Source organism: Sulfitobacter profundi (assembly GCF_042661425.1).
In the GTDB taxonomy this organism is placed as follows: Bacteria; Pseudomonadota; Alphaproteobacteria; order Rhodobacterales; family Rhodobacteraceae; genus Sulfitobacter; species Sulfitobacter profundi.
Window position 1 is genome coordinate 112,300 of the sequence record NZ_JBHSWA010000004.1, and the last position, 23,472, is coordinate 135,771.

Consider the following 23,472-nt stretch of genomic DNA (forward strand, 5'->3'; position numbering starts at 1 on the left):
TGTCATTAACTGATATATTAGATTTAATAGCTATGGAAGAGCCCACATGACCTCATCGAACAGATCCGCCGCACAGAGCGCACAGACCCTCGCTAAAAGCATTTTGGGCGGCGGGACTGACTTGGGTCTGTTTGAGGGTGGGCCAACGGGGCGCGGGGTCTATGCCACGCTGCGCGATCAGATTGTCCGGCTCGACCTGCCGCCCGGCACCCCGCTTTTGCGTGCCGAATTGGCCGAAACCCATGGGGTGAGCCTGACGCCGCTGCGCGATGCACTGCAGCAGCTCGCCAAGGAGGGGCTGGTCAAGATCTACCCGCAATCGCGCACGTTGGTGACGCCAATCGACATGTCGGCGATCCGCGAAGCGCAGTTCATGCGCATCGCGCTTGAGACCGAAGTCGTGCGCCGTTTGGCCGCCGAGATCGCGCCCGAAGCCCTGACCCGCCTGCGCAGCATCGTCGCCCTGCAAAGCAGCATCTCGGACCAACCCGGCGACGTGCCGACTTTTCAGGAGTTGGACGAGGTGTTTCACCAGACCCTCTTTGTGGCAGCAGGCCACGTGCAAAGCCAGCGCATCATGCGCAGTCACGCGGGCCATCTGGAACGTCTGCGCCGCCTGCATTTGGATGACATTGATGAGGCGGGGCGCATCCTTAACAACAAGGACGTGATCGGGGGCCACAGCCGGATCCTTGATGGGATTGAAGCGGGCGATGCCCCTGCCGCGATGGAGGCGCTGCGCAAACACCTGCAACGCACCGTTGACCGCATGACCGAGAAACGGGCGGCTTTCCCGGAGTATTTCACCCCGGAAAAGCCTTGATTCAGCGGTTGTTGGCCTTGCGCCATTCCGCGAATTTATCGAGGTTTTCCTGCTTGGTGCCCGGATAAAGCCCGATGATCCCCGCGCCGCCTTTGACCTCCTCAACGACGAAATCCTCATAGGCCGTCATCTCTACCGCCTCATCCGCGACCTCTTCGGCGATATCTGCCGGGATGATGATCACGCAGTCGTCGTCGCCCACCACGATATCACCGGGAAAGACCGGTGCATCGCCGCAGCCGACGGGGCAGTTGATCTCTATCGCCTCATGGAGGGTCAGGTTCGTGGGGCTTGAGGGCCGCGCGTGGTAGGCGGGCATCTCGAGCGCGCCAATGGTCGCGGCATCACGCAGCCCGCCATCTGTCACCACCCCCGCCGCGCCGCGCATCATCAGACGGGTGATGAGGATATCCCCAGCACTCGCGGCACGCGCATCCTTGCGGCTGTCCATCACCAGCACATGGCCCTCGGGGCATGTCTCAATCGCGACGCGCTGCGGGTGTTCGGGATTGCGAAACTCGACCAGTTGATTGCGGTCTTCGCGGGCGGGCATATAGCGCAGCGTGAACGCCGGGCCGACCATATTCTGCCCCTTTGCCGCGACCGGGCCGACCCCCTGCACCACCTGATTGCGCAACCCGCGTTTATAGAGCGCCGTGGCCAGCGTCGCGACTGAGACCGCCTTGAGTTTCTCGCGTAGTTCGGGGGTCATGCTCTCTCTCCCTTTAGTCCGTTGTCTGTTATGAATTGGTCCAGCACCGCCTGCTGCCGCTCTGTCAGGGGCCAAGCGGAGGGCGGGCGCGTGGGGCCGCAATCCTGTCCGATGGCCATGAGTGCGGCTTTGACGGCGGTGACATTGGTGCCGTTCTGCTCTTCGGCGCGGATGTCTTCAAAGGCGCGCATGCCTGCGATCAAGCGGTTCGCCTCTACGTAGTTGCCTGCATCCAGCGCCGCGTGAATGGCGACCGACCGCTCCGGCCAGACGTTGATAAGGCCCGAGGTGAAGCCCCGCGCCCCCACGGCATAGAGCGGCGGTGCCCAGACCTCGGCCAGACCGCCGACCCAGACGATGTCTTTCGGCGCAGCTTCGATCGCTCGGGCAAGGTTCAAGGGGTTCGGCGTGGCCCATTTGACGCCCTTCACCCCTTCGACCTCGCACAGCCGCGCGATGCCCTCGGGCCCCATCGCATCGCTGCGCAGGTACAGCATCACCGGCAGCCCGCCAGACGCATCCCGCACCGCCCGCACATAGTCGACCGTGCCACGGGGAGAGACGAAGGGATCGGGCGGCTGGTGGACCATCAGCGCATCCGCTCCCGCCTCGGCACTTGCCTTGGCCAGTGCGCAGGCATCCCGAATGCCGCGCCCGACACCTGCGAGCAAAGGCGCGCGCCCGTCGATCATCTGCGCCACCTCCCGCACCATGGTGCAGGCTTCATCATTGGTCAGCGCGTAATATTCGCCGGTGTTGCCGTTCACGACCGGGATATGCACCCCGGCAGCGAGGGCGCGGTCAATGATCGGCGCCAGTTTGCGCGGCGCGATCTCTCCACCCGCGTCATAGGGCGTCACAAGGATGCCCGAGATGCCGGTGAGCGCTTTGGATAGATCATGTGTCATTGCCAGCGCCTCTCAGAAAATATCCGGCTCACCCGCCGCTTGGCCAAAGGCCGCGGTGAGATAGTCAAAGTCGCAGCCCTGATCGGCCTGCCCCACATGGCGCTGGAACATATAGCCCCAGCCCCGCTCGAACCGCGGCTCTGGCGCTTGCCACGCGGCGCGGCGGGCGGCGAGTTCGTCCTCATCCACCAGCATGTCGAGGGTACGCGCCTCAAGATCCATGCGCACGATGTCCCCCGTCTTCAGCAGCGCCAGCGGCCCACCCACGAAAGACTCCGGCGCGACATGCAGGATGCAAGCGCCATAAGAGGTGCCTGACATCCGCGCGTCTGAGATCCGCAGCATGTCGCGGTGCCCCTGTTTCAACAACGCTTTCGGCATCGGCAACATGCCCCATTCCGGCATCCCCGGCCCGCCCTGCGGCCCTGCGTTGCGCAGCACCAGCACATGGTCCGGCGTCACGTCGAGGTTTTCGTCATCGATCGCGGCCTTCATCTCAGGGTAGCTGTCAAAGACCAGTGCCGGGCCTTCGTGGCGGTGGAATCTCGGGTCGCAAGCGGCCGGTTTGATCACCGCGCCATTGGGGCAAAGGTTGCCCTTAAGCACGGCGAGCGAGCCTTCCTTGTAGACCGGGTTCGACAGGGGCCGGATCACGTCGTCATTATAGACAGGCGCGCCCGCGATCCCTTCCTCCAAGGGTTTGCCGGTGCAGGTGATCGCCGACCGGTCAAGCTTATCGCCCAACTGGTCCATCAGCGCCCGCAACCCGCCTGCGAAATAGAAATCCTCCATCAGGTATTCGCTGCTGCCCAAGGGTCGGATATTGGCAATAAGCGGTGTGGTGCGGCCCAGAGCGTCCAGATCGTTCAACTCCAGCGCCACACCCGCGCGACGCGCCATTGCCAAGAGATGCACCACCGCATTGGTCGAACAGCCTGTCGCCATCGCCACCGTCGCCGCGTTCTGCACGGCGGCGGGGGTGATGATCTTGTCGGGCGTAAGGTCCTCCCAAACCATATCGACGATGCGCCGCCCGCATGAGGCGCTCATCCGTTTGTGGCCCGCGTCAGCGGCGGGGATCGAGGTCGCCCCCGGCAGCGTCAGCCCCATCGCTTCGGCAATCGCCGTCATGGTGGAGGCCGTGCCCATGGTCATGCAATGCCCATAAGACCGCGCAATGCCGCCCTCGACACCGACCCACTCCTCGGCCGAGATCGTGCCCGCGCGGCGCTCATCCCAGAACTTCCATGCGTCCGAGCCGGAGCCAAGCGCCCGCCCCGCGTAATTGCCGCGCAGCATCGGGCCTGCGGGCAGGAAGATAAACGGCACGCCTGCGCTGATCGCGCCCATGGTCAGACCGGGGGTGGACTTATCACAGCCGCCCATCAGCACCACACCGTCAAGCGGATGCGAGCGGATCGTCTCTTCGGTCTCCATCGCGATCATATTGCGATAGAGCATCGAGGTCGGCTTGGTGAAACTTTCGTCAATCGAGATCGTGGGGATCTCCAACCCCAGCCCGCCGGCCTGCGCGATTCCCTTTTTCACGTCCTCCGCGCGGTCGCGGAAATGGAGGTGGCAGGGGTTCATCTCGGACCAAGTATTCAAGATACCGATCACCGGGCGGCCTTCCCAATCCTCGGGGCCCAGACCCATCTGCATCATGCGCGACCGATGCCCAAAACTGCGCAGATCGTCGGGGGCAAACCAGCGCGCGCTGCGCAGCTGATCGGCGGTTTTCTTGGTCTCGGTCATGGAATCCTCGCCAGCTAAAACATCATCGCAAAACGGGTGGAAAACACATCTTGCTCCAACTGATATATTACCGTATCACCCCAATTGTCGATACCATTTGAGGGGCGCGTCGCGAAAATGTCGGGAAAAACACTCAAGCAATCGCTTCGCCAAGGCAGCCGCCTGTCGGGTTTCTGGCTCTCGCTCTGCTCACCTACGGTGACGGAAATCGCCGCCGGCAGCGGGATCGATTGGTTGTTGCTAGACATGGAACATGCGCCGAATGACCTAAGCCAGATCACCGATCATCTGCGCGCCGCAGGCAGCGCCAATCCCAATGCGCAGATGGTGGTGCGGATGCCCTCATCCGACCAGACGATGACCAAGCGGCTGCTGGATATCGGCGTGCAAAATCTGATGTTCCCGATGATCCAAAACGCCGAAGACGCCCGCCGCGCCGTGTCATGGACCCGCTACCCCCCGAAGGGCTGCGCGGCATCTCGGCTACGATTCGCGCCAATAACTACGCGCGGCAGACGGATTACCTGACCACATATACAGACGCGCAATGCGTCATCGTGCAGGTCGAGACCCCCGAAGCGGTCGACCAAATTCCCGCCATCGCCGCCGTGGCCGGCGTGGACGCGATCTTTATCGGGCCGGGCGATTTGTCGTCGGCGATGGGCCATACCGGCAACCCGATGCACCCCGATGTCCAAGACAAGATCCGCGAAGCGGTCGACGCCATTCACGCCGCCGGGCTGCCTGCGGGCATCCTTGGCTACGGCGCCGATCTGGCGCGCCGCTACTTTGACAACGGTATCGAATTCGTCGCCATCGCGGGCGACGCTTGGCTGCTCACGCGGCAGATGGACGCGCTGGTGCAAACCATGGCGCAGCCCTCCCCCACTTTGACACAGCAAACCGACAAGGATTGATCATGAGCGCTGACAGCAAGACATTTCACCCCCACGGCAAGCACTTGATCGCAGGCGAATGGATCGGCGGCAGAGAAACCTTCGCCAATTCCCCCGCCACCGGCGAAAGCGACCAATTCCAAAGCGGCACCCCGGCCCATGTGGACCGCGCTTGCGAAGCCGCCGAGGACGCCTTTTGGTCCTACGCCTATTCAAGCCGCGAGAGCCGCGCCGATTTCCTTGACGCCATCGCAGACGAGATGGAGGCCCGCGCGGATATCATCACAGAAGTTGGCGCGCGCGATCTGGCCTGCCGACTGCCCGCCTTCAGGGCGAGCGCGGACGGACCATGGGGCAGCTTCGCCTCTTTGCCGATCACATCCGCAAAGGCGCCCATCTGGACCGTCGTGTCGACGGTGCCCTGCCCGAGCGCCAACCCATGCCCCGCCCCGACATCCGCATGATCCAGCGCCCCATCGGCCCGGTTGCGGTATTCGGCGCGTCGAATTTTCCGCTGGCATTCTCCACCGCAGGCGGTGACACCGCCGCGGCGCTGGCGGCGGGCTGCCCGGTCGTCGTGAAAGGCCATTCCGCCCATCCCGGCACGGGGGAGATTGTGGCCGAAGCGATCCATGCCGCGATCAAGAAATGCGACATTCATCCCGGTGTCTTCTCCCTCATCCATGCCAACAGCCGTGAGGTGGGCCAGACGCTGGTGCAGCATCCGCTGATCAAAGCCGTTGGCTTCACCGGCTCCCTCGGTGGAGGCCGCGCGCTGTTTGACCTCTGCGCGCAACGGCCCGAGCCGATCCCGTTCTTTGGCGAGTTGGGCTCGGTCAATCCGATGTTCGTTCTGGCCGAGGCCACTCGAAACCGCGGCGCGGAAATCGGCGCTGGCTGGGCCGGGTCGCTGACCATGGGCGCGGGGCAGTTCTGCACCAACCCCGGCATCGCGGTCGTGGCCAAGGGGGCCGAGGGCGATGCCTTTGTCGCAGCCGCGAAAGAGGCGCTTGAGCAGGTCGGCCCGCAGGTCATGCTGACCGACGGCATCGCCAAAGCCTACCGCGAGGGCAAGGAACGTTTCACCGGGCGCAACGCCGTGCGCGCGCTGCTGAGCAATGACAGCGAAGGCCGCAGCGCCCAGCCGAACCTCTTTGAAACCGATGCCGATACCTACCTACAAGACCACGCGCTTGGGGAAGAGGTCTTCGGCCCCTTGGGTCTGGTGCTGCGGGTCTCGTCGGGCGATGAGATGCAAGAGCTTGCCAAAGGATTCGAAGGCCAGTTAACCGCGACACTCCAGATGGACGAGGGCGACACCGAAGCCGCCAAGGCGCTGATGCCGATCCTTGAACGGAAAGCGGGCCGGGTGCTGGTGAACGGCTTCCCCACCGGGGTCGAGGTTTGCGATGCCATGGTGCACGGCGGCCCCTACCCGGCCTCCACCAACTTCGGCGCGACCTCCGTCGGCACCATGGCGATCCGCCGCTTCCTGCGACCTGTCTCCTACCAGAACCTGCCCGAGGCCTTGCTGCCCGAAGAACTGCGCGGGGCATCGACATGAGCGGCGATCTGATCGGCCCCGTCGCCGTGCTCGACGCGATGCCGGAGGATATGCAGAATAAAGTGCGCGGCTATGCCGAAGGGCTCGACCTGCGCTTTGCGGCGTCCTATTCCGAAGAGGATTTCGCCAAGGCGGTGAAAGGTGCCGCCTATATCGTTCCGCGCGGGCGCGGCCTTCCGGCGCCGGTGCTGCGGGGGCCGATAGCGTGCGCCTCGTGCATCAATGGGGCACCGGCTATGACAAGATCCCGGTGGATCTGGCGAAAGAAATGGGCGTGACCGTGGCGCGCAGCCCCGGCGTTAACGCCCCCACCATTGCGGATCTCACCATCGGCATGATGATCGCCGCCCTGCGCCGCATTCCGCTGCACTATAACAACACCCGCGCGGGCAAGTGGATCGTGCCAGAGATCGTCCCCGGCGCGCGGGACCTCAGCAGTCAAAAGGTCGGGCTGATCGGTTTTGGTGCCATCGGGCAACTCGTGGCGAAACGGCTGACGGGCTTTGACTGCGAGGTGCTCTACTACCGCCGCTCAGGGGAGGCTGAAGGCACCAGCGCGCGCTATGCCGAGCGGGACGAAATTTTAGAGACCTGCGATATCGTTAGCCTGCACATGCCGCTGACCGAGGCGTCGCACCACACCATCGGCGCGGCGGAACTGGCGCGGATGAAATCCGACGCCCTGCTGGTCAACACCGGACGCGGCGGGCTGATTGATGAGGCGGCTCTGATCGACACGCTCACCCATAAACGCATCGCGGGCGCGGCCTTGGATGTGTTTACCGAAGAGCCTGTCGAGCCGGACAACCCACTTCTGCGGCTCGATAACGTCCTGCCCCTGCCGCATATCGGTGGCCATAGCGAGGATAACCTCAAGCGCATGGTCGGCCATTGGGCAAGCAACATCCGCGCCTTTCACGAAGGGCGCGGGATCGATGAAAGCTGTATCGTCACCTAAACCATGCCTCCGGCCTGAACCCTCAAGCCGGAGGCGTACCGCTTAACCTTCGAGCGGTACGGGCATGAGGATCTTATTGGTCTGGCTCACGAGATATCCCGCCTCTGCGCTCTTCTTCAGATAAGCCTGCCACTCAGTATCCGCCGCCATCTGCGCGCGGCGCGCCGCCCGGTCGGCGGCATCCTGATAGGCCCAGATATGCACGAAGGAGTTCACATCCCCCGTCTCGACCTGAGCATAGATCACTGGCGCGCCGAGGATGCGTTTCTGCGCGGGAAAGCCGAACTCCGCATAGAGGGCGAGGTGTTTCTTGATCGTGCCGGGGCGGCAGCAATAGGTGCGGTGGTCGTAGATCATAAACGGGCCTTTCGGGGTGTTGGCGTCATGCGATACCGGCGTGGTCGGTGATCCGGGCCCGCGCCTGCAACAGGTGATAGGCCATCGATACGCCCGCGGCTTCGCTGTCGCCCGCACGGATCGCTTCAAGGATTTGGCGGTGCTCATTGATCACCACGTCGATCCGCGCTTGCGAGCCTTGGCGGGTCAGTTTTTGCGCCACGTCGATCCCCTGTTCGATCGACTCGCGCGCGCAGTCGAGCATCTGAAGGAAAACCTCATTGCCCGAGGCCGCCGCGATGGCGCGGTGGAATTGGTAATCGGCATCGAAGGAAGGGTTGCGCGCCTGCATCGACGCCTCAAGCGTCTGCAGCGCGGCCTCGATCCGGGCGATATCCTTGGGGCTGGCCCGTTGCGCGGCCATATGCGCGGTGGCTTTTTCAATCGTGATCCGCGCCTCCATCGCGCGCATCAGCCCGGCAACCGACCCCGCCGTGGCGTATTCGATCAGCTTTTCCGACGGCCGCCGCCGCACGAAGGTGCCCACGCCGCGCCGCGCCTCGACCAGCCCGTCCTCTTGCAATTTACGCAGCGCTTCGCGCACCACAGGGCGGGACACGCCAAAGGCTGTGGCGATCTGGTTTTCCGAAGGCAGCTTTTCGCCCTGCACCAGTTTGTTCGACACGATCTGCTCAAGCACCTGCCCGTAAAGCTGATCGGCCAGTGTCTGCCGTTTCTTGATCTTCAGTTTCGGTGTTGTCACCGGCTACCCTCCCGCCGCGGCGCGGCGCATCATATTGGCCAGCCGCAAGGCCGAAGTCGCAGCCCCATAGCCGTTGTCGATATTCACCACCGTCACCCCCGGCGCGCAGCTGGCAAGTATCGAATCGAGCGCGACCCTCCCGCCGCGGGCCACACCATAGCCCACGGAGGTCGGCACACCAATGACCACCCCCGGCACCAGCCCGGCCACGACCGACGGCAAGGCCGCGTCCATCCCGGCGAAGACGATCACCACATCCATCTCGCGCAACAGGTCTTCCCGCGCGAGCAGACGCCAAAGCCCGGCCACGCCCACGTCTGACACTTCGGTCGCGTCCATTCCACCGTAAGCCAACGTACGCTTCGCCTCTTCCATCGGGGCATAGTCTGACGTCCCCGCGCTGACCAAACCGATGCGTGGGGTGCTGGCCAACGGGCCAACCTCTCCGAGAATGGCGGTGCGAGAGGCGGCGCAGTAATCAACCAACTGACGCATATTTTCTGGCAGGTCGCCGAACTGCTCTGCCGTCAGCCTGGTCAAGAGAAGCCTGCGCCCCTCCGTCGCCGCGTCACCGATGATCGCGGCGATTTGCGGCACTGATTTATGCTCGCAAAGCACGGCTTCTTCGATGCCGATGCGCCCCCGCGCCCCCGGTCAAAGGTCACGTCCGGATGCCCGTCGGGGCCTTTCTCACTGATGGACAAATGCACTTCCTCTTGAATAGGCCCGCAGATCCACCGCGCGCCCGTCGTCCGTGGCCCGCCGGACCTGCGTCAGAATCGCCGCGCGCTTTTGGGCGGAAAGACCTTCGTAAATAGGCGGATCAAGCTCAACCACCCACCCCCGCGCAAGCGTCTGCAGCGCAGGGTGACATTGCCCAACGCCGCACGCAGCAGGGTTTCGACCCGGTCGATCACCGCCAGATCCGCAGGCTCCACCCGCAGGCCAGTCTCAATTCGGCTGGCCAAACAGGGGGCCGCGGGCAGTTCTGCCAGATCCCCCAGCCCAAGCGCCCGCGCCAAGGCGCGCACATCGGCTTTTGACATCTGCGCATCGACGAACGGGTGCAGCACGCCATGCTCCGCCGCAGCCTGCAAACCGGGGCGGTAGTCTGACAGATCGTCGGTATTGGTGCCCGCCGCCACCAACGGCCCCATCCGCGCCAATGTGCCATAGAGGTTCGACTTGCAAAAATAGCAGCGGTTCACCGGGTTGGCGCGGTAGGACGGATCGGCGAATTCGCCCGCATCCACCAGTTTCAGCGGCAGGCCCCAAGCGGCTGCAAAGTCTTTTACCCGCGCCGTCGCCGCCGAAGGGACCGCAGCCGAAACCGCGTGACAAAGCGTAACCCCCTCCGTCCCCCGCACCTTGGCCGCGGCAGCAGAGAGGGTGAGGCTATCGATCCCCCGCTAAGCGCGATGGTCAATGATGCGGGCCGCGCGAGGGCGGCTTGGAGCGCGGCAGGAACCGTCACTCGCCCAACCCATCCTCTGTCTTGAGCTGCGCCAAGAGACGCCCGCTCGACATTTGAAGGTGGTCGCGCATCCGCTGGCGCGCCCGTTCGGCATCGCCCTGAGCAATAGAGGCCGCAATGTCATAGTGTTCCTGAATGGCGTCCCGGCTTTCGCCGCCGCGTTTCAATGCTTGCAAACGCCCGGCCAGCATCGTCTCGCGCAGGCTGGCGACAAGGTAGTTGAAAAGGCTGAGATAATAGCTGTTCCCGGTCGCCTCACAAACCGCGCGGTGAAAGGCGAGGTCGGCGCTGACCCCACTCGCAACCGCGGGGCCGCCGATTTTGTTGCTTTGGTCATAGGCGGCGGCGGCGCGCTGGATCTCCTGGCAGGCTTCGGGCGTTGCACGGGCGGCGGCGATGGCGGCGGCTTCGATCTCAAGCCCCATGCGCAACTCTAGGATCTGCTCAAGCTTACGCTGGCTTTCCATATCCCGCTCAGGAATCGCAAAGCCCTGCCGGGGCCGATCACTGGCCACAAATGCCCCACGGCCCTGGCGGCTGGAAAGCATGCCTTCCGCCTTGAGCCGCGAGACAGCCTCCCGGATCACGGTGCGGCTGACATCGAAATCGCTGGCCAAGGTGGTTTCCGACGGCAGCACATCCCCCACGCCCCAGATGCCGTTCACGACATTATGGCGCAGGACTTCCGTCACTTGATCGCTGAGCGTCGCGCCATCGACGAGGAGCGCAGTCGCCTGAAGATTTCCAGTCATGATAACAACATCCTTTCGCCGATTGGAGCACCTGTATGACAAGCTGTCAATAATCAGTAACTAGGGCCATTCGCTGCATTACAAGCAGAATACAACATTACAAGTAAGAGGAAATCCCCCTAAATTTGTATTTTTAATTGACAGGCTGACGATTCCCCCGCAGTCTGCGGTCCTACGGCAAGAGGATGTCAGGGGGAGCCCGGAACCCATCCAGTTACTGCCGATACACAGTTAAAACTCGGGAGGAGTTTCTATGTCACCAATGTTGAAATCACTGCGCCGCACAGCCGCGGCCACCATCCTTTTCACCGTCGCCGGCGTCGCCGCACATGCGCAGAGCTTTGTCATGGCCACCGGCCAGCAGGGCGGGTCGTGGTATCCCGTGGGCGGCGCGATCAAGGCGATTGTTGAGCGTGAGAACCCCGATATGGACATCACCGTCACGCCAGGCGCGGGCGTGTCCAACGTGGTCGGCGTGGACGCGGGCCGCTTTGGCATCGCATTCGCGAACTCGATCTCGACCGTGGACAGCCTGTCGGGCAAAGAGCCATTCCGCAAGGCGACCACCAATGTCTGCAACCTTGGCATTCTCTATCCGCAGTATTTCCAGATCGTCGCGCTTGAGGATTCCGGCATCAAGACCATCGCCGACATGAAGGGCAAACGCCTGACCACGCAACAGCTTGGCAACACCGGCGAATTCCTGACGCGCGAGCTTTTGTCGACTGCTGACATGACGTTCGATGATCTCGATAGCGTGGCCAACACGTCCTATTCCGACTCTGCTTCGCAGATGAAAGACGGTCAGGCCGATTTCTTCACCCTTGGCTCGTCGCTGCCGACCGGTTCGGTGATGGATCTGGCGTCCTCGCGCAAAATCCGTCTGGTCGACGTGGACGAAGAGACCTTTGCCTATTTCAAGGACAAGAACGCCGCCTTCCAGCGTCGCGAAGTCAAAGCCGGTGCCTATCCCGGTTTCGATGAGACCGTGCACGCGATCAGCTACGACACCCATATGGTCGCGCCCTGCGACTATGACGGTGAGATCATCAAATCGGTGCTCAGCGCGATTGCCGACAATAACGACAGCTTTGCCGCGATCAGTAAATCCATGGCAGACCTGACGGTTGAGGAAATGGCCACAGACATCGGCGTGCCCTTCCACCCCGCCGCGAAAGAGTTCTACGCAGAGCGTGGCGTCTCGGGGATGTAATCCACCCCTGACGAGAAACGGGTCGGCCGGGGCCATGCTCCGTCCGACCTACCCCCTAAAGGCCCTGCCCCGCGCATTCCGCGCGATGACGCATAAGGGCCGCCTTCCACTCTAGACGCGAGAACCCCCATGCAACTGTCGATCTTTCTGGACAAGATGCCCCTGATTACCCGTATAGCAAGGCTGATCCTGATCGGCATGGCTGCTTGGCATCTCTACGTCGCCTTCGTTGGCCCGCCTAACCCCTATATTATGCGCGGCGTGCACGTCGCTTTGGCGCTTTTGCTGATTTTCTTGACGGTGAACCGCAAGGGTCTGCGCAATGATGTGCCCAGTTGGTATGATGTGGTCATCGGGCTTATCGCGGCGGGGGCCGCACTCTATCCTTCCTTTAACCTTAATTACATCACGCAGCGGTTTCTCTACGTCGACCCTCTGATGCCGATGGATATCGTGGTGGGGATCACTCTTGTGGTTCTGCTGCTTGAGGCAACTCGACGGATGCTCGGGCCGATGCTGCCCATCACCGCCCTGCTGTTTCTCGGCTACGGTCTGGCTTTCACCTCCACCCTGCCTTCGGTGATCCTTGAGCAATTGTTCATGACACCCGAAGGCATCTTCGGCATCCCGATCGCGGTCTCGGCAACCTATATGGTGCTCTTCATCCTCTTCGGCTCGTTGGTCGAGCGGATGGGCGTCGGCCAGCTCTTTATGGATTTTGCGGTGGCGCTTACGGGGCGTCAGGTCGGCGGCCCGGCCAAGGTGGCCTGTGTGACCTCCGGCCTCTTCGGCTCGGTCTCTGGCTCTGCCGTGGCCAATGTGATGACGACCGGCACCTTCTCTATTCCGCTGATGAAACGCATGGGGTTCAAACCCGCCTTCGCGGGCGCGGTTGAGGCCGTGGCGTCGACGGGCGGGCAGATCATGCCCCCCGTGATGGGGGCTGCGGCCTTTGTCATGGCGGAATACCTCGGCGTGGGCTACCTGACGGTCGCGAAATATGCGCTGGCCCCCGCGGTTCTGTTCTATGTCGCGCTCTTCGCGGCGGTCCATTTTGAGGCCAAGCGCAAGGGCATCGGCTCAGTCCCGAAAGAGGATCAAGTGCCGCTGAAGATCGTGCTGCTTGAACGCGGCCACCTGTTCTTGCCGTTGGCGATTATCGTGGGCGTGCTGATGATGGGCTACTCTGCTCCCTATGCAGCACTTTGCGGTATCATCTCGGTCGTGCCGGTCGCGGCCCTGCGCAAGACGACACGGCATTACGTCACCATCGACAACATCCTCGAAGCGCTTGAGGGCGGCGCGCGCAACGTGCTGGCGATTGCCGCGGCCTGTGCCTGTGCGGGCATCGTGGTGGGCGTGATCGACATTACCGGCCTTGGCCTCACCTTCTCGAACTTCGTGATCGAAGCGGCCCAAGACACGCTGGTCATCGCGCTGTTCCTGTCGATGATCGCGGGCATCATCCTTGGTATGGGGATGCCGACAACACCCGCCTATATCGTGCAGGTCGCCCTGCTGGTTCCGGCGCTGGTGAAGCTGGGCGTACAGGTCGAAGCGGCGCACCTCTTTGTGTTCTACTTCGCCATCCTGTCGGCCATCACACCCCCGTCGCCATGGCGGTCTATGCAGCCAACACCCTATCGCACGCCAAGATCGTCGAGGCGAGTTGGGCTGCGGTGAAACTCGGTGCCACCGGCTTTATCGTGCCCTTCATGTTCGTCTATGAACCGGCGATCCTGATGCAGGGTTCGGTCACCCAGATCACGCTGGTCCTGTTGCAGGCCACCATTGGCGTCATCCTGCTGGCCGCCGCCTTGCAGCGCTACTACTTCGGCAGACTGTCCAATGTGCTGTCGGTGGTGCTGTTCGGGGCGTCCTTGCTGCTGATCTACCCCGATCTGCGGCTCACCGCCTCGGGGTTGGTCATCGCGGGCGTTATCCTGGCCTTCCAAAAGTCCAGGAACCCCAACCCGAAAAGCCAAGCGGCCACACATACTTAAATCTTAGAACGAACGAAACGGAGCCTTCTCCATGCTGCAAAAAACTTCCCTCAAGGCGCGGACCGGCGGACAGGTCCTTGTGGATCAACTGCTGATCCACGGTGCCGACACCGCCTATTGCGTGCCCGGCGAAAGCTATCTTGAGGTGCTCGATGCGCTGCATGATGTGCAGGACAAGTTCAGCCTTATCAACGCAAGGCACGAGGCCGGGGCCGCCAATATGGCCGAGACCTATGGCAAGCTGACGGGCAAGCCCGGCATCTGCATGGTCACCCGTGGCCCCGGCGCCTGCCACGCGGCCATCGGTGTGCATATCGCGCAACAAGACAGCACGCCGATGATCCTACTGGTGGGTCAAATCGCCCGCGACACGACTGACCGTGAAGCGTTTCAAGAAGTCGACTACCGCGCCATGTTCGGCCCGATCGCCAAATGGGCCACCCAGATCGACGACCCGGCGCGCGTGCCGGAATACATGGCCCGCGCCTTCCGCGTGGCGACCTCGGGCCGCCCCGGCCCGGTGGTGATCTCCCTGCCCGAAGACATGCTGACCGAGGTGGTTTCCGTCGCCGACGCGCGGCCCTATACGGCGACCCATGCTGGGCTGTCGCCTGACAATCTCGACATGCTCAAGACCGAGATCGCGCAGGCCGAACGGCCCCTGCTGCTGCTCGGCGGCTCGGGCTGGTCGGATGAGAGTGCGGCGGCCATCACCCGCTTTGCCGAGGCCAACAAGATCCCCGTCACCACCTCTTTCCGGCGGCAAGACATCGTCAACAACCTCTCGCCCGTCTATGCAGGCGATTTCGGCACCTCTACCGCGCCCAGCCTCTATGCGCATCAACGCGATGCGGATCTGCTCGTGGTGATCGGCGCGCGTTTGGGGGAGATGACGACCAAGACCTACACCACCATGCAATCGCCCAACCCCGAGACGCGGCTGGTGCATCTCTACCCCGACGCGGATGAGATCGGGCGCGTCTATTCGCCAGATCTGGGCATCGCTGCAGCACCCGTTTCTGTCGCTGCCGCCTTGGACGGTGTCGATCTGGGCCGCGCTGAGGCGTGGGGCGGTTGGTGCGAGAAACTCCACGCCGATTACCTCACCGATACCGAAGCGCCCAATGGCGGCGACTGGGATCTCGACATGGGGGTGGCACTTGCGCAGCTGCGCGACGAGCTGCCCGATGATGTGGTGGTCACGCTCGACGCGGGCAACCACACCGGCTGGGCGCAACGGTTCCTGCGCTTTGGCCGTCCGGGCCGGATTGTCGGCTCGACCTGTGGTGCGATGGGCTATTCCGTGCCCGCCGCCGTCGCGGCCTCGATTGCCGAACCGGAGCGCCTGACGCTCTCCTTCGTCGGCGATGGCGGCTTTATGATGAGCGGCAATGAACTTGCCACCGCCGCGCAATATGGCGGGCGGCCCATCGTGCTGCTGTTCAACAACGGCATCTATGGCACGATCCGCATGCACCAAGAACGCGACCACCCCGAGCGCATCTCGGGCACCACTTTGCAGAACCAAGATTTCGTCAAGATGGCCGAGGGGCTGGGCGCTCATGCTGAACGGGTGACCAAGACCGAGGATTTCGCCGCCGCCTTCATCCGCGCCCGCGAAAGTGGCCGCCCGGCCCTGATCGAGCTTGTAACCGACCCCGAGCAGATCTCGACCCGCACCACCATCAGCAAGCTGCGCGCGGCGGCCCAGAAAAAGTCGACGCCGACCAGCGCTAAAGGATGACCCAGATGACCACTCTGACCGCGCCACGCCGCGCGCCCGAAACGGACGGGCAAAACCATAGCGCTCTGCTCGATGATCTGCGCCAAGCCATCGGTGCCGCCCATGTCGTGACCGACGCCAAGGATTTCGACGCGCGGCTGATCGAAGATCGCGGGCTTCGGCGCGGCACGGCGCTGGCCCTCATCCGCCCCGGCTCCACCGAGGAGGTCGCCGCCTGCATGCGTCTGTGCCATGCCGCACAGGTGCCGGTGACCCCGCAGGGCGGCAACACCGGTCTGGCTGGGGGCGGCGTGCCGGACGGCGGGATCATCCTCACGACTGGCCGGCTGAACCGCGTTCGGGGGTCGATCCGACCAACGCAACCATGACGGTTGAGGCGGGCTGTATCCTCGCCAATATCCAAGCGGCTGCGGATGAGGTTGATGCGCTCTTCCCGCTGTCGCTCGCCTCCGAAGGGTCCTGCCAGATCGGCGGCAATCTTTCGACCAACGCGGGCGGCACGGCGGTGCTGCGCTATGGCAATACCCGCGATCTGGTGCTGGGGATCGAAGCGGTTCTGCCCGATGGCCGGGTGCTGAATGATCTGGGCGGGCTGCGGAAAAACAACACTGGCTTTGACCTCAAACACCTCTTTATCGGGGCCGAAGGAACGCTTGGCATCATCACGGCAGCGGTGATCAAGCTTTTCCCCAAGCCCACCGCCCGCGCCACGGCGCTGGTGGCCTGCACCGGCCCCGACCCCGCGCTCGCGCTCTATGCCCGGATGCGTGGCCAAACGGCGGACACGCTCTCGACTTTTGAATATATCGACCGGCTTGGCCTGCAAATGGTGATCGACCACGCGCCCGGCTGTAGCGACCCGATGGCAGAGACCCATCCGGCCTATTGCCTGATCGAACTCACCGGCAATGGCGCGCAGGCCGACCTTGATGCCCGGCTGGAGGCGGCGTTGGAAGCAGCGTATGAGGCGGAAGAAATCATCGACGCCGTGATCGGCGCATCGGAAGCGCAGAAGGACGCGCTTTGGGCGCTGCGGGAAAACCTCTCAGAAGCGCAAAAGCCTGAGGGCGCGTCGATTAAGCATGACGTATCCGTGCCGGTCTCGCGCGTGGCTGATTTCATCCGCGAGGCGACTCAAGCATGCATGGAACATATGCCCGGACTGCGCCCCTGCCCCTTTGGCCATTTCGGCGACGGCAACCTGCATTTCAACCTGTCGCGCCCCGTCGATATGGCCGATGCCGATTTCCTTGCAGAATACAGCACGTTCAACCGCATCGTGCATGATATCGTGCACCAGATGGGCGGCTCATTCTCGGCGGAACATGGCATTGGCACGTTCAAACGGGCCGAACTGCGCCGCTATAAAGACCCGGTCGCGCTGGAGTTGATGGAGCAGATCAAAGCCGTGCTCGACCCGGGCCAATTGATGAACCCGGGCAAGGTGCTTTGACGGCTTAGCCGCGCCCGACAAATGGCATCTTGGTGGCCATCACGGTGACAAACATGGCGTTGGAGTCGAGCGACAGCTTCGCCATGTATGACAGCGTTTCGGCCACGTCGTTCACATCCATGCGTGGCTCGGACATGCGGCTGCCGTTCGGTTGCAGGATGCCGTCTTTCATCCGCTCCGTCATCTCGCTGGCCGCATTGCCGATGTCGATCTGCCCGCAAGCGATGTCATGCGCGCGCCCATCGAGCGACAACGCGCGGGTGAGCCCGGTGATCGCGTGTTTCGTCGCCGTATAGGGCACCGACAGAGGGCGCGGCACATGGGCGCTGATCGAGCCGTTGTTGATGATCCGCCCGCCCTTTGGGCTTTGGCGTTTCATCAAGGCGAAGGCCGCGCGGGCGCAGAGGAAAGAGCCGGTCAGATTGGTCGCGACGATGTCATTCCACTCCGCCACGCTGAGCGCATCCACCTCAACCGCCGGACCATTGCGCCCGGCATTGTTGAACAGCAGGTCCAGCCGCCCGAAGGTCGCCTCCACTCTGTCGAAAAGCGCGTCGACATCGGCCTCAACCCCCACGTCCGCAGCCACGGCGATATGCCCCTGCCCGTCAAGCGTAGCACAGGCAGCGTCGATCTTATCCTGCTGCCGCCCGGTGAGAACGAGAGTGAAACCGTCTTTCGCCAACCTTTGCGCGCAGGCGAGGCCGACGCCGCTCCCGGCCCCTGTGATCAGAGCAATCTTTTGGTTCATCCTACTATCCCATTCCTTATCGTTGCGCGTCGGGCCGTTACTGAGAATCTAATATATAAGATGTTACAGGGAAAGGTTTTTTCACCGCTTTCCAATCATCACGGGGTCCGCGCCTCACATTCACGCGAGCGCACTAGACGACCGGTCTATTATTTCATAGATGCCCCTCATGACAGACGCAAAGAAATCAGATCAGACGCGGCAACGCATCTTGGACACCGGACGTAGCCTCGTGCTGCGGCACGGGTTCTCTGGCGTTGGCCTGTCGCGGATCCTGAGCGAAAGCGGCGTGCCCAAAGGGTCGTTCTACTATTACTTCGCGTCGAAAGAGGCTTTTGGCACCGCGATGCTGGCCGATTACATCGAGGCCTATCTCGACCGCGTCGATGCGCTGATTGCAGCCCCGGGAACGGCGGGCGACAAGCTCGACAGTTTCTGGTCTGCATGGCTCAGCCAATCTAGCGCCCCGGGGATCGCCAATGCGTGTTTGGTGGTGAAACTCGGCTCCGAAGTAGCTGATCTGTCGGATTCCATGCGCGAAACACTTGATCAGGGTGTCGACGCATTGGTCGCCCGGATTGCCCAATTGCTGCGCCAAGGCGCAGAGGATGGGACCGTTCGTGCGTTGTCTGACCCCGAAACCACCGCCCGCATGCTCTATGCCAAATGGCTCGGCGCGGCGGTGCTGGCCAAACTGGCGCGCAGCGATGCAGCCCTGCGCATGGCCCGCGCTGAAACCTCTGCCCAACTCTCCCCCACTGGGGGCCAATTCCCAACCTGAAAGGAAACAGCATGTTCGCTGCCATCCACGACACATTCGGCGAGCCCGCCGAGGTTCTGACCACCCGCGAAACCGACAAACCCGCACCCGCCGCAGGCGAAGCGCTGGTCCGCATGGTGCTGTCGCCCATTCACAACCACGACCTTTGGACCGTGCGCGGCAACTATGGCTACAAGCCCGAACTGCCCGGTGCCATCGGCGGCTCTGAAGCGCTTGGCATCGTCGAGGCCGTGGGCGAAGGCGTTGACGAAGCGCTGATCGGCAAGCGCGTCACGGCGGCCGGGTTCCACGGCGCATGGGCTGAGTATTTCACCGCCCCCGCTGCCGGCCTGCTGCCCCTGCCCGAGGCGATCTCGGACGAGGCCGGTGCGCAGTTGATCGCCATGCCGTTCAGCGCCCTGTCCCTGCTGGAGACCCTGAAGGTCGGCGAAGGCGAATGGTTGATCCAAACCGCCGCCAACGGCGCGGTGGGCAAGATCATGGTCGGTCTGGCCAAGGCACGCGGGATCAAGCTGCTGAACCTCGTCCGCCGCGAAGGTGCCGCCGAAGAAATGCGCGACACCGGCGCGGAGAACGTGCTTTCCACCGAAGATGCGGATTGGCAGAGCAAGGCGCGCGAGTTGATCGGCAAAGACGGCGCGGTTTCGGCCATCGACTCGGTCGGCGGGGAGGTGGGCGGTCAATTGGTCGAGCTTCTGGGCAAGGATGGGGAGTTGATCGTTTTCGGCACGGCGACGGGCCAACCGCTTTCCATGTCCTCGGGCGAATTGATCATGAAGCACATCACCGTCAAAGGCTTCTGGGGTTCGCGCGTCAGTGGTGACATGGCGGCTGAGACGCGGGGCCGTCTGATTGGTGAGCTGGTGCAACTCGCCGCGAAGGGGCAGCTCCCCCTCGACACAGGCGGCACCTACCCGCTGGCCGATGTGACCGAGGCGATGAAGGCCGCACTGACCACCGGGCGTGGCGGCAAGGTCATGCTGCGCCCTTGATCGGGATTTAACGACAGCGGCGGCCCTCAACGCGGGGCCGCCGCGCCATTCTTGGACCGCCCAAGATTACGACACATCCGCGAATTTCCGCCCTTTATTTGGGCAAATGCAGCGCGCTGGCGACCCTGCACCGCCTCGGCGATGACTCTCCCCGTCTCTATGGTGATTAAAAAATCATCATACCTTTCCGGGCGGAGCCATTCTCATTCTCGTCGACACCAGCATAAACAGCCCCCAAGCGACCCCCGTGCAGCCGCGCGCGATCGGTGCGGCGATGGTCTCGGCCAAGGCCGCGCGGGGTGGCTCGATGCTGGGGGATTTGCGGCAATCGGGCGCGATGAAGCTGCTGTTTCCGCGCCCCGACCCCGCGATGCTGCAAGCGATCATTATCAATTCCGCAGGTGGCATCACGGGCGGCGATGCCTTCACCCTGACCGCCCGTGCAGAGGCCAAGGCCGCGCTCAGCCTCACCACGCAGGCCGCCGAACGCGCCTATCGCGCGCAACCGGGGCAAGTGGCAAACCTGCGCAACACCCTCGCCGTAGACTCCGGCGCGACGCTGCATTGGCTGCCGCAAGAGACGATCCTTTATGACGGATGCGCGCTGCGGCGGCGGCTGTCGGTCGATCTGGCGCAAGATGCCTCCCTCCTGCTGGTTGAGCCGCTGGTCTTTGGCCGCGCCGCCATGGGTGAAACCCTTCGACAGGCCCATTTCCGCGACCGGATCGAGGTCAGCCGCGCGGGACGCCCGCTGTTCCACGACGCGATGACGCTTAGCGGCGATGTCACCGCCCATCTGGCGGCCCCTCATATCGCGGCGGGCGCGGGCGCCCTTGCCACGATTATCTATGTCGCGCCCGATGCCGAAGCGCGGCTTGCCCGGCTCCGCGGCCAATTGCCCGCCAGCGCCGGGGCCAGTCTGATCGGCCCTGACCTGCTGGTCGCGCGGATCCTCGCGGCAGACAGTTTCGACCTTCGCCAGTCGCTCGTCCCGATCTTGGGCGAACTGAGCGGTGACACCCTCCCCCGATCATGGATGACCTGACGTGCAACTGACCCCGCGAGAAAAAGACAAATTGCTGATCTCCATGGCCGCCGAGGTCGCCCGCAAGCGCCTTGCGCGGGGGTCAAGCTGAACCATCCCGAAGCCATCGCGCTGATCACCGACACCGTGGTCGAAGGCGCGCGGGACGGGCGCAGCGTGGCCGATATGATGCAGGCCGGTGCCCATGTCATCACCCGAGACGACTGTATGGAGGGGGTGGCCGAGATGATCCCCGAAGTGCAAGTCGAAGCCACTTTCCCCGACGGAACCAAATTGGTCACCGTGCACAACCCCATCAGATAAGGACATTTCATGCCGCGTTTTGCCCCCCTTCTTGCCCTGCCGCTCATGTCGCTTGCCATGGCGGCCTTTGCCCATACAGCGCCTCTCCCCCATGGCCATGGCGCAGAGAGTGACGGATCGCTGGCGGTCTATATTGTCGCCGGGCTGGCCTTTGTGCTGTCGGGCCTGATCCTTGCCATGCGCCACCTGAAAACAGCAAAAGCATGATCCCCGGAGAGATCTTTCCGGCGGCGGGCCTGCTGACCCTGAATGCCGACAGCGAGGCGATCACGCTCATGGTGGCCAATACCGGTGACCGCCCGGTGCAGGTGGGCAGCCACTACCATTTCGCCGAGAGCAACCCCGCGCTTGAGTTTGACCGCGCGGCGGCACGGGGGCACCGGCTTGATATCGCGGCGGGGACCGCTGTGCGGTTCGAGCCCGGCCAACGGCGTGAGGTATCGCTGATCCCGATCCGCGGGGCGCGGCGGATCTTTGGCTTTAACAGCGCGGTGATGGGAGACCTCTGATGCCTGCACAGATCAAACGCGGTGACTATGCCGCCATGTTCGGCCCCACGGTGGGCGACCGGGTGCGGCTGGCTGACACGGACCTCATCATCGAAGTTGAGCGCGACCTGACCACCGAACACAGCGGTCAAAACGCCCCCGCCTATGGCGAAGAGGTCAAATTCGGCGGCGGCAAGGTGATCCGCGACGGCATGGGCCAGTCGCAGGTGACCCGAGCAGGCGGGGCCGTGGACACGGTCATCACCAATGCGCTGATCGTCGACCATACCGGCATCTACAAAGCCGATGTGGGGCTGAAAGACGGGCGCATCGCCAAGATCGGCAAGGCGGGCAACCCTGACACGCAACCGGGGGTCGATGTCATCATCGGACCGGGCACCGAGGTGATCGCGGGCGAAGGGCGCATCCTGACCGCAGGCGGGTTTGACAGCCACATCCATTTCATCTGCCCGCAACAGATCGAAGACGCGCTGCATTCGGGGCTGACCACCATGCTCGGCGGCGGTACCGGCCCCGCGCATGGCACATTGGCCACCACCTGCACGCCCGGCGGCTGGCATATTGGGCGCATGATGCAGGCGGCAGATGCCTTTCCGATGAACCTCGCCTTCGCGGGGAAAGGCAACGCCAGCCAGCCCGCCGCCCTTGAAGAACAAATCAACGCGGGCGCTTGTGCGCTGAAACTGCATGAGGATTGGGGCACCACCCCTGCCGCGATTGACTGCTGCCTGAGCGTCGCCGACGCCATGGATGTGCAGGTGATGATCCACACCGACACGCTGAATGAAAGCGGCTTTGTCGAACATACCGTAAAGGCCATGAAAGGCCGCACGATCCACGCATTCCACACCGAAGGCGCAGGCGGGGGCCATGCGCCGGATATCATCAAGATCTGCGGCGAAGAGCATGTGCTGCCCTCCTCGACCAACCCCACGCGGCCCTTCACGGTCAACACACTGGAAGAGCATCTCGACATGCTCATGGTCTGTCACCACCTTGATAAATCCATCCCCGAGGACGTGGCCTTTGCCGAAAGCCGCATCCGGAGAGAGACCATCGCCGCCGAAGATATCCTGCATGACATGGGGGCCTTTTCCATCATCGCCAGCGACAGTCAGGCCATGGGCCGGGTCGGAGAAGTCTTGATCCGCACATGGCAGACCGCCGACAAGATGAAAAAGCAGCGCGGGCGGCTGGCCGAAGAGACGGGCGAGAACGACAACTTCCGCGTCCGCCGCTACATTGCGAAATACACCATTAACCCCGCCATCGCGCATGGCATCTCGACCCATATCGGCAGCATCGAAGAGGGCAAGCGCGCCGATCTGGTGCTGTGGAACCCCGCCTTTTTCGGAGTGAAGCCCGAGATGGTGCTTTTGGGGGCAGCATCGTCTGTGCGCAGATGGGCGACCCAAACGCCTCTATCCCGACCCCGCAGCCGGTCTATTCGCGGCCCATGTTCGGGGCCTATGGCCGCGCGGTGGAAAACTCTGCCGTGGTCTTTATCAGCGAAGCGGCAGAGGCGGCGGGCGTGGGCGGCAGGCTTGGCCTTGCCAAACAAACCCTCGCCGTGCGCAACACCCGCGAGATCGGCAAGCGCGATCTAAAGCTGAACGATGCGCTGCCCAAGGTCGAGGTGAACCCCGAAACCTATGAAGTCCGCGCCGACGGTGAGTTGCTGACCTGTGAACCTGCCTCTGTGCTGCCCATGGCGCAGCGCTATTTCCTGTTTTGACG

General features: G+C 63.3%; 23 protein-coding genes and 4 pseudogenes. 18 read left to right on the forward strand and 9 right to left on the reverse strand.

Features of this window, described 5'->3' with window-relative positions:
• The first annotated feature begins 46 nt into the window (after nucleotides 1–46).
• Nucleotides 47–823, forward strand: a complete 777-nt coding sequence (locus tag ACFQAU_RS20420; RefSeq protein ID WP_132445517.1) for a GntR family transcriptional regulator — start codon at nucleotides 47–49, stop codon at nucleotides 821–823.
• A gap of 1 nt (nucleotide 824) precedes the next feature.
• On the opposite strand, the gene ACFQAU_RS20425 is transcribed toward ACFQAU_RS20420, so the two are convergent.
• Genes ACFQAU_RS20425 through araD form a run of 3 tightly spaced genes read right to left on the reverse strand, consistent with a single transcriptional unit; the run spans nucleotide 825 to nucleotide 4,198 of the window.
• Nucleotides 825–1,535 (reverse strand): ribonuclease activity regulator RraA, encoded by a 711-nt coding sequence (locus tag ACFQAU_RS20425; RefSeq protein ID WP_132445514.1) that lies wholly within the window; start codon nucleotides 1,533–1,535, stop codon nucleotides 825–827.
• A complete protein-coding gene (locus tag ACFQAU_RS20430; RefSeq protein WP_132445511.1) occupies nucleotides 1,532–2,443 on the reverse strand; it encodes a dihydrodipicolinate synthase family protein in 912 nt (303 codons plus the stop codon). Before ACFQAU_RS20430 ends, ACFQAU_RS20425 begins: the two co-directional genes overlap by 4 nt.
• Nucleotides 2,444–2,455: 12 nt before the next feature.
• Nucleotides 2,456–4,198 (reverse strand): L-arabinonate dehydratase, encoded by a 1,743-nt coding sequence (gene araD / locus ACFQAU_RS20435; RefSeq protein WP_132445508.1) that lies wholly within the window; start codon nucleotides 4,196–4,198, stop codon nucleotides 2,456–2,458.
• Nucleotides 4,199–4,315: 117 nt separating this feature from the next.
• Here araD and ACFQAU_RS20440 point away from each other — a divergent pair.
• The 4 genes and pseudogenes from ACFQAU_RS20440 (at nucleotide 4,316) to ACFQAU_RS20455 (ending at nucleotide 7,616) form a co-directional block, all read left to right on the forward strand.
• Nucleotides 4,316–5,115: pseudogene (locus tag ACFQAU_RS20440) on the forward strand (HpcH/HpaI aldolase family protein).
• Between the two features lie 2 nt (nucleotides 5,116–5,117).
• Nucleotides 5,118–6,658 (forward strand): annotated as a pseudogene (locus ACFQAU_RS20445) (aldehyde dehydrogenase (NADP(+))).
• Nucleotides 6,655–6,936 carry a hypothetical protein gene (locus ACFQAU_RS20450; protein WP_386284955.1) on the forward strand — a complete coding sequence of 94 codons (282 nt, stop codon included), beginning with the start codon at nucleotides 6,655–6,657 and terminating at the stop codon, nucleotides 6,934–6,936. Before ACFQAU_RS20445 ends, ACFQAU_RS20450 begins: the two are co-directional and overlap by 4 nt.
• Nucleotides 6,864–7,616: a 2-hydroxyacid dehydrogenase gene (locus ACFQAU_RS20455; protein WP_386284958.1), complete on the forward strand. Its 753-nt coding sequence runs from the start codon at nucleotides 6,864–6,866 to the stop codon at nucleotides 7,614–7,616. Before ACFQAU_RS20450 ends, ACFQAU_RS20455 begins: the two co-directional genes overlap by 73 nt.
• A 42-nt stretch (nucleotides 7,617–7,658) precedes the next feature.
• Here the strand turns inward: ACFQAU_RS20455 and ACFQAU_RS20460 are convergent, their stop codons facing one another.
• From ACFQAU_RS20460 to ACFQAU_RS20480, 5 genes are all read right to left on the reverse strand, one after another.
• A complete protein-coding gene (locus ACFQAU_RS20460; protein WP_132445499.1) occupies nucleotides 7,659–7,973 on the reverse strand; it encodes an NIPSNAP family protein in 315 nt (104 codons plus the stop codon).
• A gap of 25 nt (nucleotides 7,974–7,998) precedes the next feature.
• Nucleotides 7,999–8,715 (reverse strand): FadR/GntR family transcriptional regulator, encoded by a 717-nt coding sequence (locus ACFQAU_RS20465; RefSeq protein ID WP_132445496.1) that lies wholly within the window; start codon nucleotides 8,713–8,715, stop codon nucleotides 7,999–8,001.
• Between the two features lie 3 nt (nucleotides 8,716–8,718).
• Nucleotides 8,719–9,312, reverse strand: coding sequence for a nickel pincer cofactor biosynthesis protein LarB (larB, locus tag ACFQAU_RS20470; protein WP_386284964.1), 594 nt, complete (start codon nucleotides 9,310–9,312; stop codon nucleotides 8,719–8,721).
• Between the two features lie 176 nt (nucleotides 9,313–9,488).
• Nucleotides 9,489–10,082, reverse strand: a complete 594-nt coding sequence (larE, locus tag ACFQAU_RS20475) for an ATP-dependent sacrificial sulfur transferase LarE (RefSeq protein ID WP_386284968.1) — start codon at nucleotides 10,080–10,082, stop codon at nucleotides 9,489–9,491.
• Nucleotides 10,083–10,185: 103 nt separating this feature from the next.
• Nucleotides 10,186–10,941: a FadR/GntR family transcriptional regulator gene (locus ACFQAU_RS20480; RefSeq protein ID WP_120352409.1), complete on the reverse strand. Its 756-nt coding sequence runs from the start codon at nucleotides 10,939–10,941 to the stop codon at nucleotides 10,186–10,188.
• Nucleotides 10,942–11,194: 253 nt separating this feature from the next.
• On the opposite strand from ACFQAU_RS20480, the gene ACFQAU_RS20485 reads away from it, so the two are divergent.
• From ACFQAU_RS20485 to ACFQAU_RS20510, 6 genes are all read left to right on the forward strand, one after another.
• Nucleotides 11,195–12,154: a TAXI family TRAP transporter solute-binding subunit gene (locus tag ACFQAU_RS20485; protein WP_240791624.1), complete on the forward strand. Its 960-nt coding sequence runs from the start codon at nucleotides 11,195–11,197 to the stop codon at nucleotides 12,152–12,154.
• A gap of 129 nt (nucleotides 12,155–12,283) precedes the next feature.
• Nucleotides 12,284–13,837: a TRAP transporter permease gene (locus ACFQAU_RS20490; RefSeq protein ID WP_386284975.1), complete on the forward strand. Its 1,554-nt coding sequence runs from the start codon at nucleotides 12,284–12,286 to the stop codon at nucleotides 13,835–13,837.
• Nucleotides 13,834–14,157 carry a hypothetical protein gene (locus tag ACFQAU_RS20495; protein ID WP_386284979.1) on the forward strand — a complete coding sequence of 108 codons (324 nt, stop codon included), beginning with the start codon at nucleotides 13,834–13,836 and terminating at the stop codon, nucleotides 14,155–14,157. The genes ACFQAU_RS20490 and ACFQAU_RS20495 overlap by 4 nt, the downstream gene beginning before the upstream one ends.
• Before the next feature lie 31 nt (nucleotides 14,158–14,188).
• On the forward strand, nucleotides 14,189–15,901 hold the full coding sequence (locus ACFQAU_RS20500) for a thiamine pyrophosphate-binding protein (protein WP_386284982.1): 1,713 nt from the start codon (nucleotides 14,189–14,191) through the stop codon (nucleotides 15,899–15,901).
• Nucleotides 15,902–15,906: 5 nt separating this feature from the next.
• Entirely contained in the window at nucleotides 15,907–16,269 is a 363-nt protein-coding gene (locus ACFQAU_RS20505) for an FAD-binding oxidoreductase (RefSeq protein WP_386284986.1), read from the forward strand.
• Nucleotides 16,266–17,354: an FAD-binding oxidoreductase gene (locus ACFQAU_RS20510; RefSeq protein WP_386284989.1), complete on the forward strand. Its 1,089-nt coding sequence runs from the start codon at nucleotides 16,266–16,268 to the stop codon at nucleotides 17,352–17,354. The genes ACFQAU_RS20505 and ACFQAU_RS20510 overlap by 4 nt, the downstream gene beginning before the upstream one ends.
• Nucleotides 17,355–17,358: 4 nt before the next feature.
• On the opposite strand, the gene ACFQAU_RS20515 is transcribed toward ACFQAU_RS20510, so the two are convergent.
• The gene (locus ACFQAU_RS20515) at nucleotides 17,359–18,105 is read right to left on the reverse strand and encodes an SDR family oxidoreductase (protein ID WP_132445480.1); all 747 of its coding nucleotides are present in this window, start codon (nucleotides 18,103–18,105) and stop codon (nucleotides 17,359–17,361) included.
• 169 nt (nucleotides 18,106–18,274) lie between these two features.
• On the opposite strand from ACFQAU_RS20515, the gene ACFQAU_RS20520 reads away from it, so the two are divergent.
• The 7 genes and pseudogenes from ACFQAU_RS20520 to ureC all read left to right on the forward strand — a co-directional run bounded on the left by ACFQAU_RS20520 (nucleotide 18,275) and on the right by ureC (nucleotide 23,470).
• Complete coding sequence (locus ACFQAU_RS20520) at nucleotides 18,275–18,886, forward strand: TetR/AcrR family transcriptional regulator (RefSeq protein ID WP_132445477.1); 612 nt, start codon at nucleotides 18,275–18,277, stop codon at nucleotides 18,884–18,886.
• A gap of 11 nt (nucleotides 18,887–18,897) precedes the next feature.
• Nucleotides 18,898–19,878 carry a zinc-binding dehydrogenase gene (locus ACFQAU_RS20525; RefSeq protein WP_132445474.1) on the forward strand — a complete coding sequence of 327 codons (981 nt, stop codon included), beginning with the start codon at nucleotides 18,898–18,900 and terminating at the stop codon, nucleotides 19,876–19,878.
• A gap of 274 nt (nucleotides 19,879–20,152) precedes the next feature.
• The gene (locus tag ACFQAU_RS20530) at nucleotides 20,153–20,923 is read left to right on the forward strand and encodes an urease accessory protein UreD (protein WP_132445606.1); all 771 of its coding nucleotides are present in this window, start codon (nucleotides 20,153–20,155) and stop codon (nucleotides 20,921–20,923) included.
• Nucleotide 20,924: 1 nt separating this feature from the next.
• Nucleotides 20,925–21,226: pseudogene (locus ACFQAU_RS20535) on the forward strand (urease subunit gamma).
• Between the two features lie 9 nt (nucleotides 21,227–21,235).
• A complete protein-coding gene (locus tag ACFQAU_RS20540) occupies nucleotides 21,236–21,433 on the forward strand; it encodes a hypothetical protein (RefSeq protein WP_067941446.1) in 198 nt (65 codons plus the stop codon).
• Nucleotides 21,430–21,735 (forward strand): urease subunit beta, encoded by a 306-nt coding sequence (locus ACFQAU_RS20545; protein WP_067630724.1) that lies wholly within the window; start codon nucleotides 21,430–21,432, stop codon nucleotides 21,733–21,735. Before ACFQAU_RS20540 ends, ACFQAU_RS20545 begins: the two co-directional genes overlap by 4 nt.
• Nucleotides 21,735–23,470 (forward strand): annotated as a pseudogene (gene ureC / locus ACFQAU_RS20550) (urease subunit alpha). Before ACFQAU_RS20545 ends, ureC begins: the two are co-directional and overlap by 1 nt.
• Nucleotides 23,471–23,472: the final 2 nt, after the last annotated feature.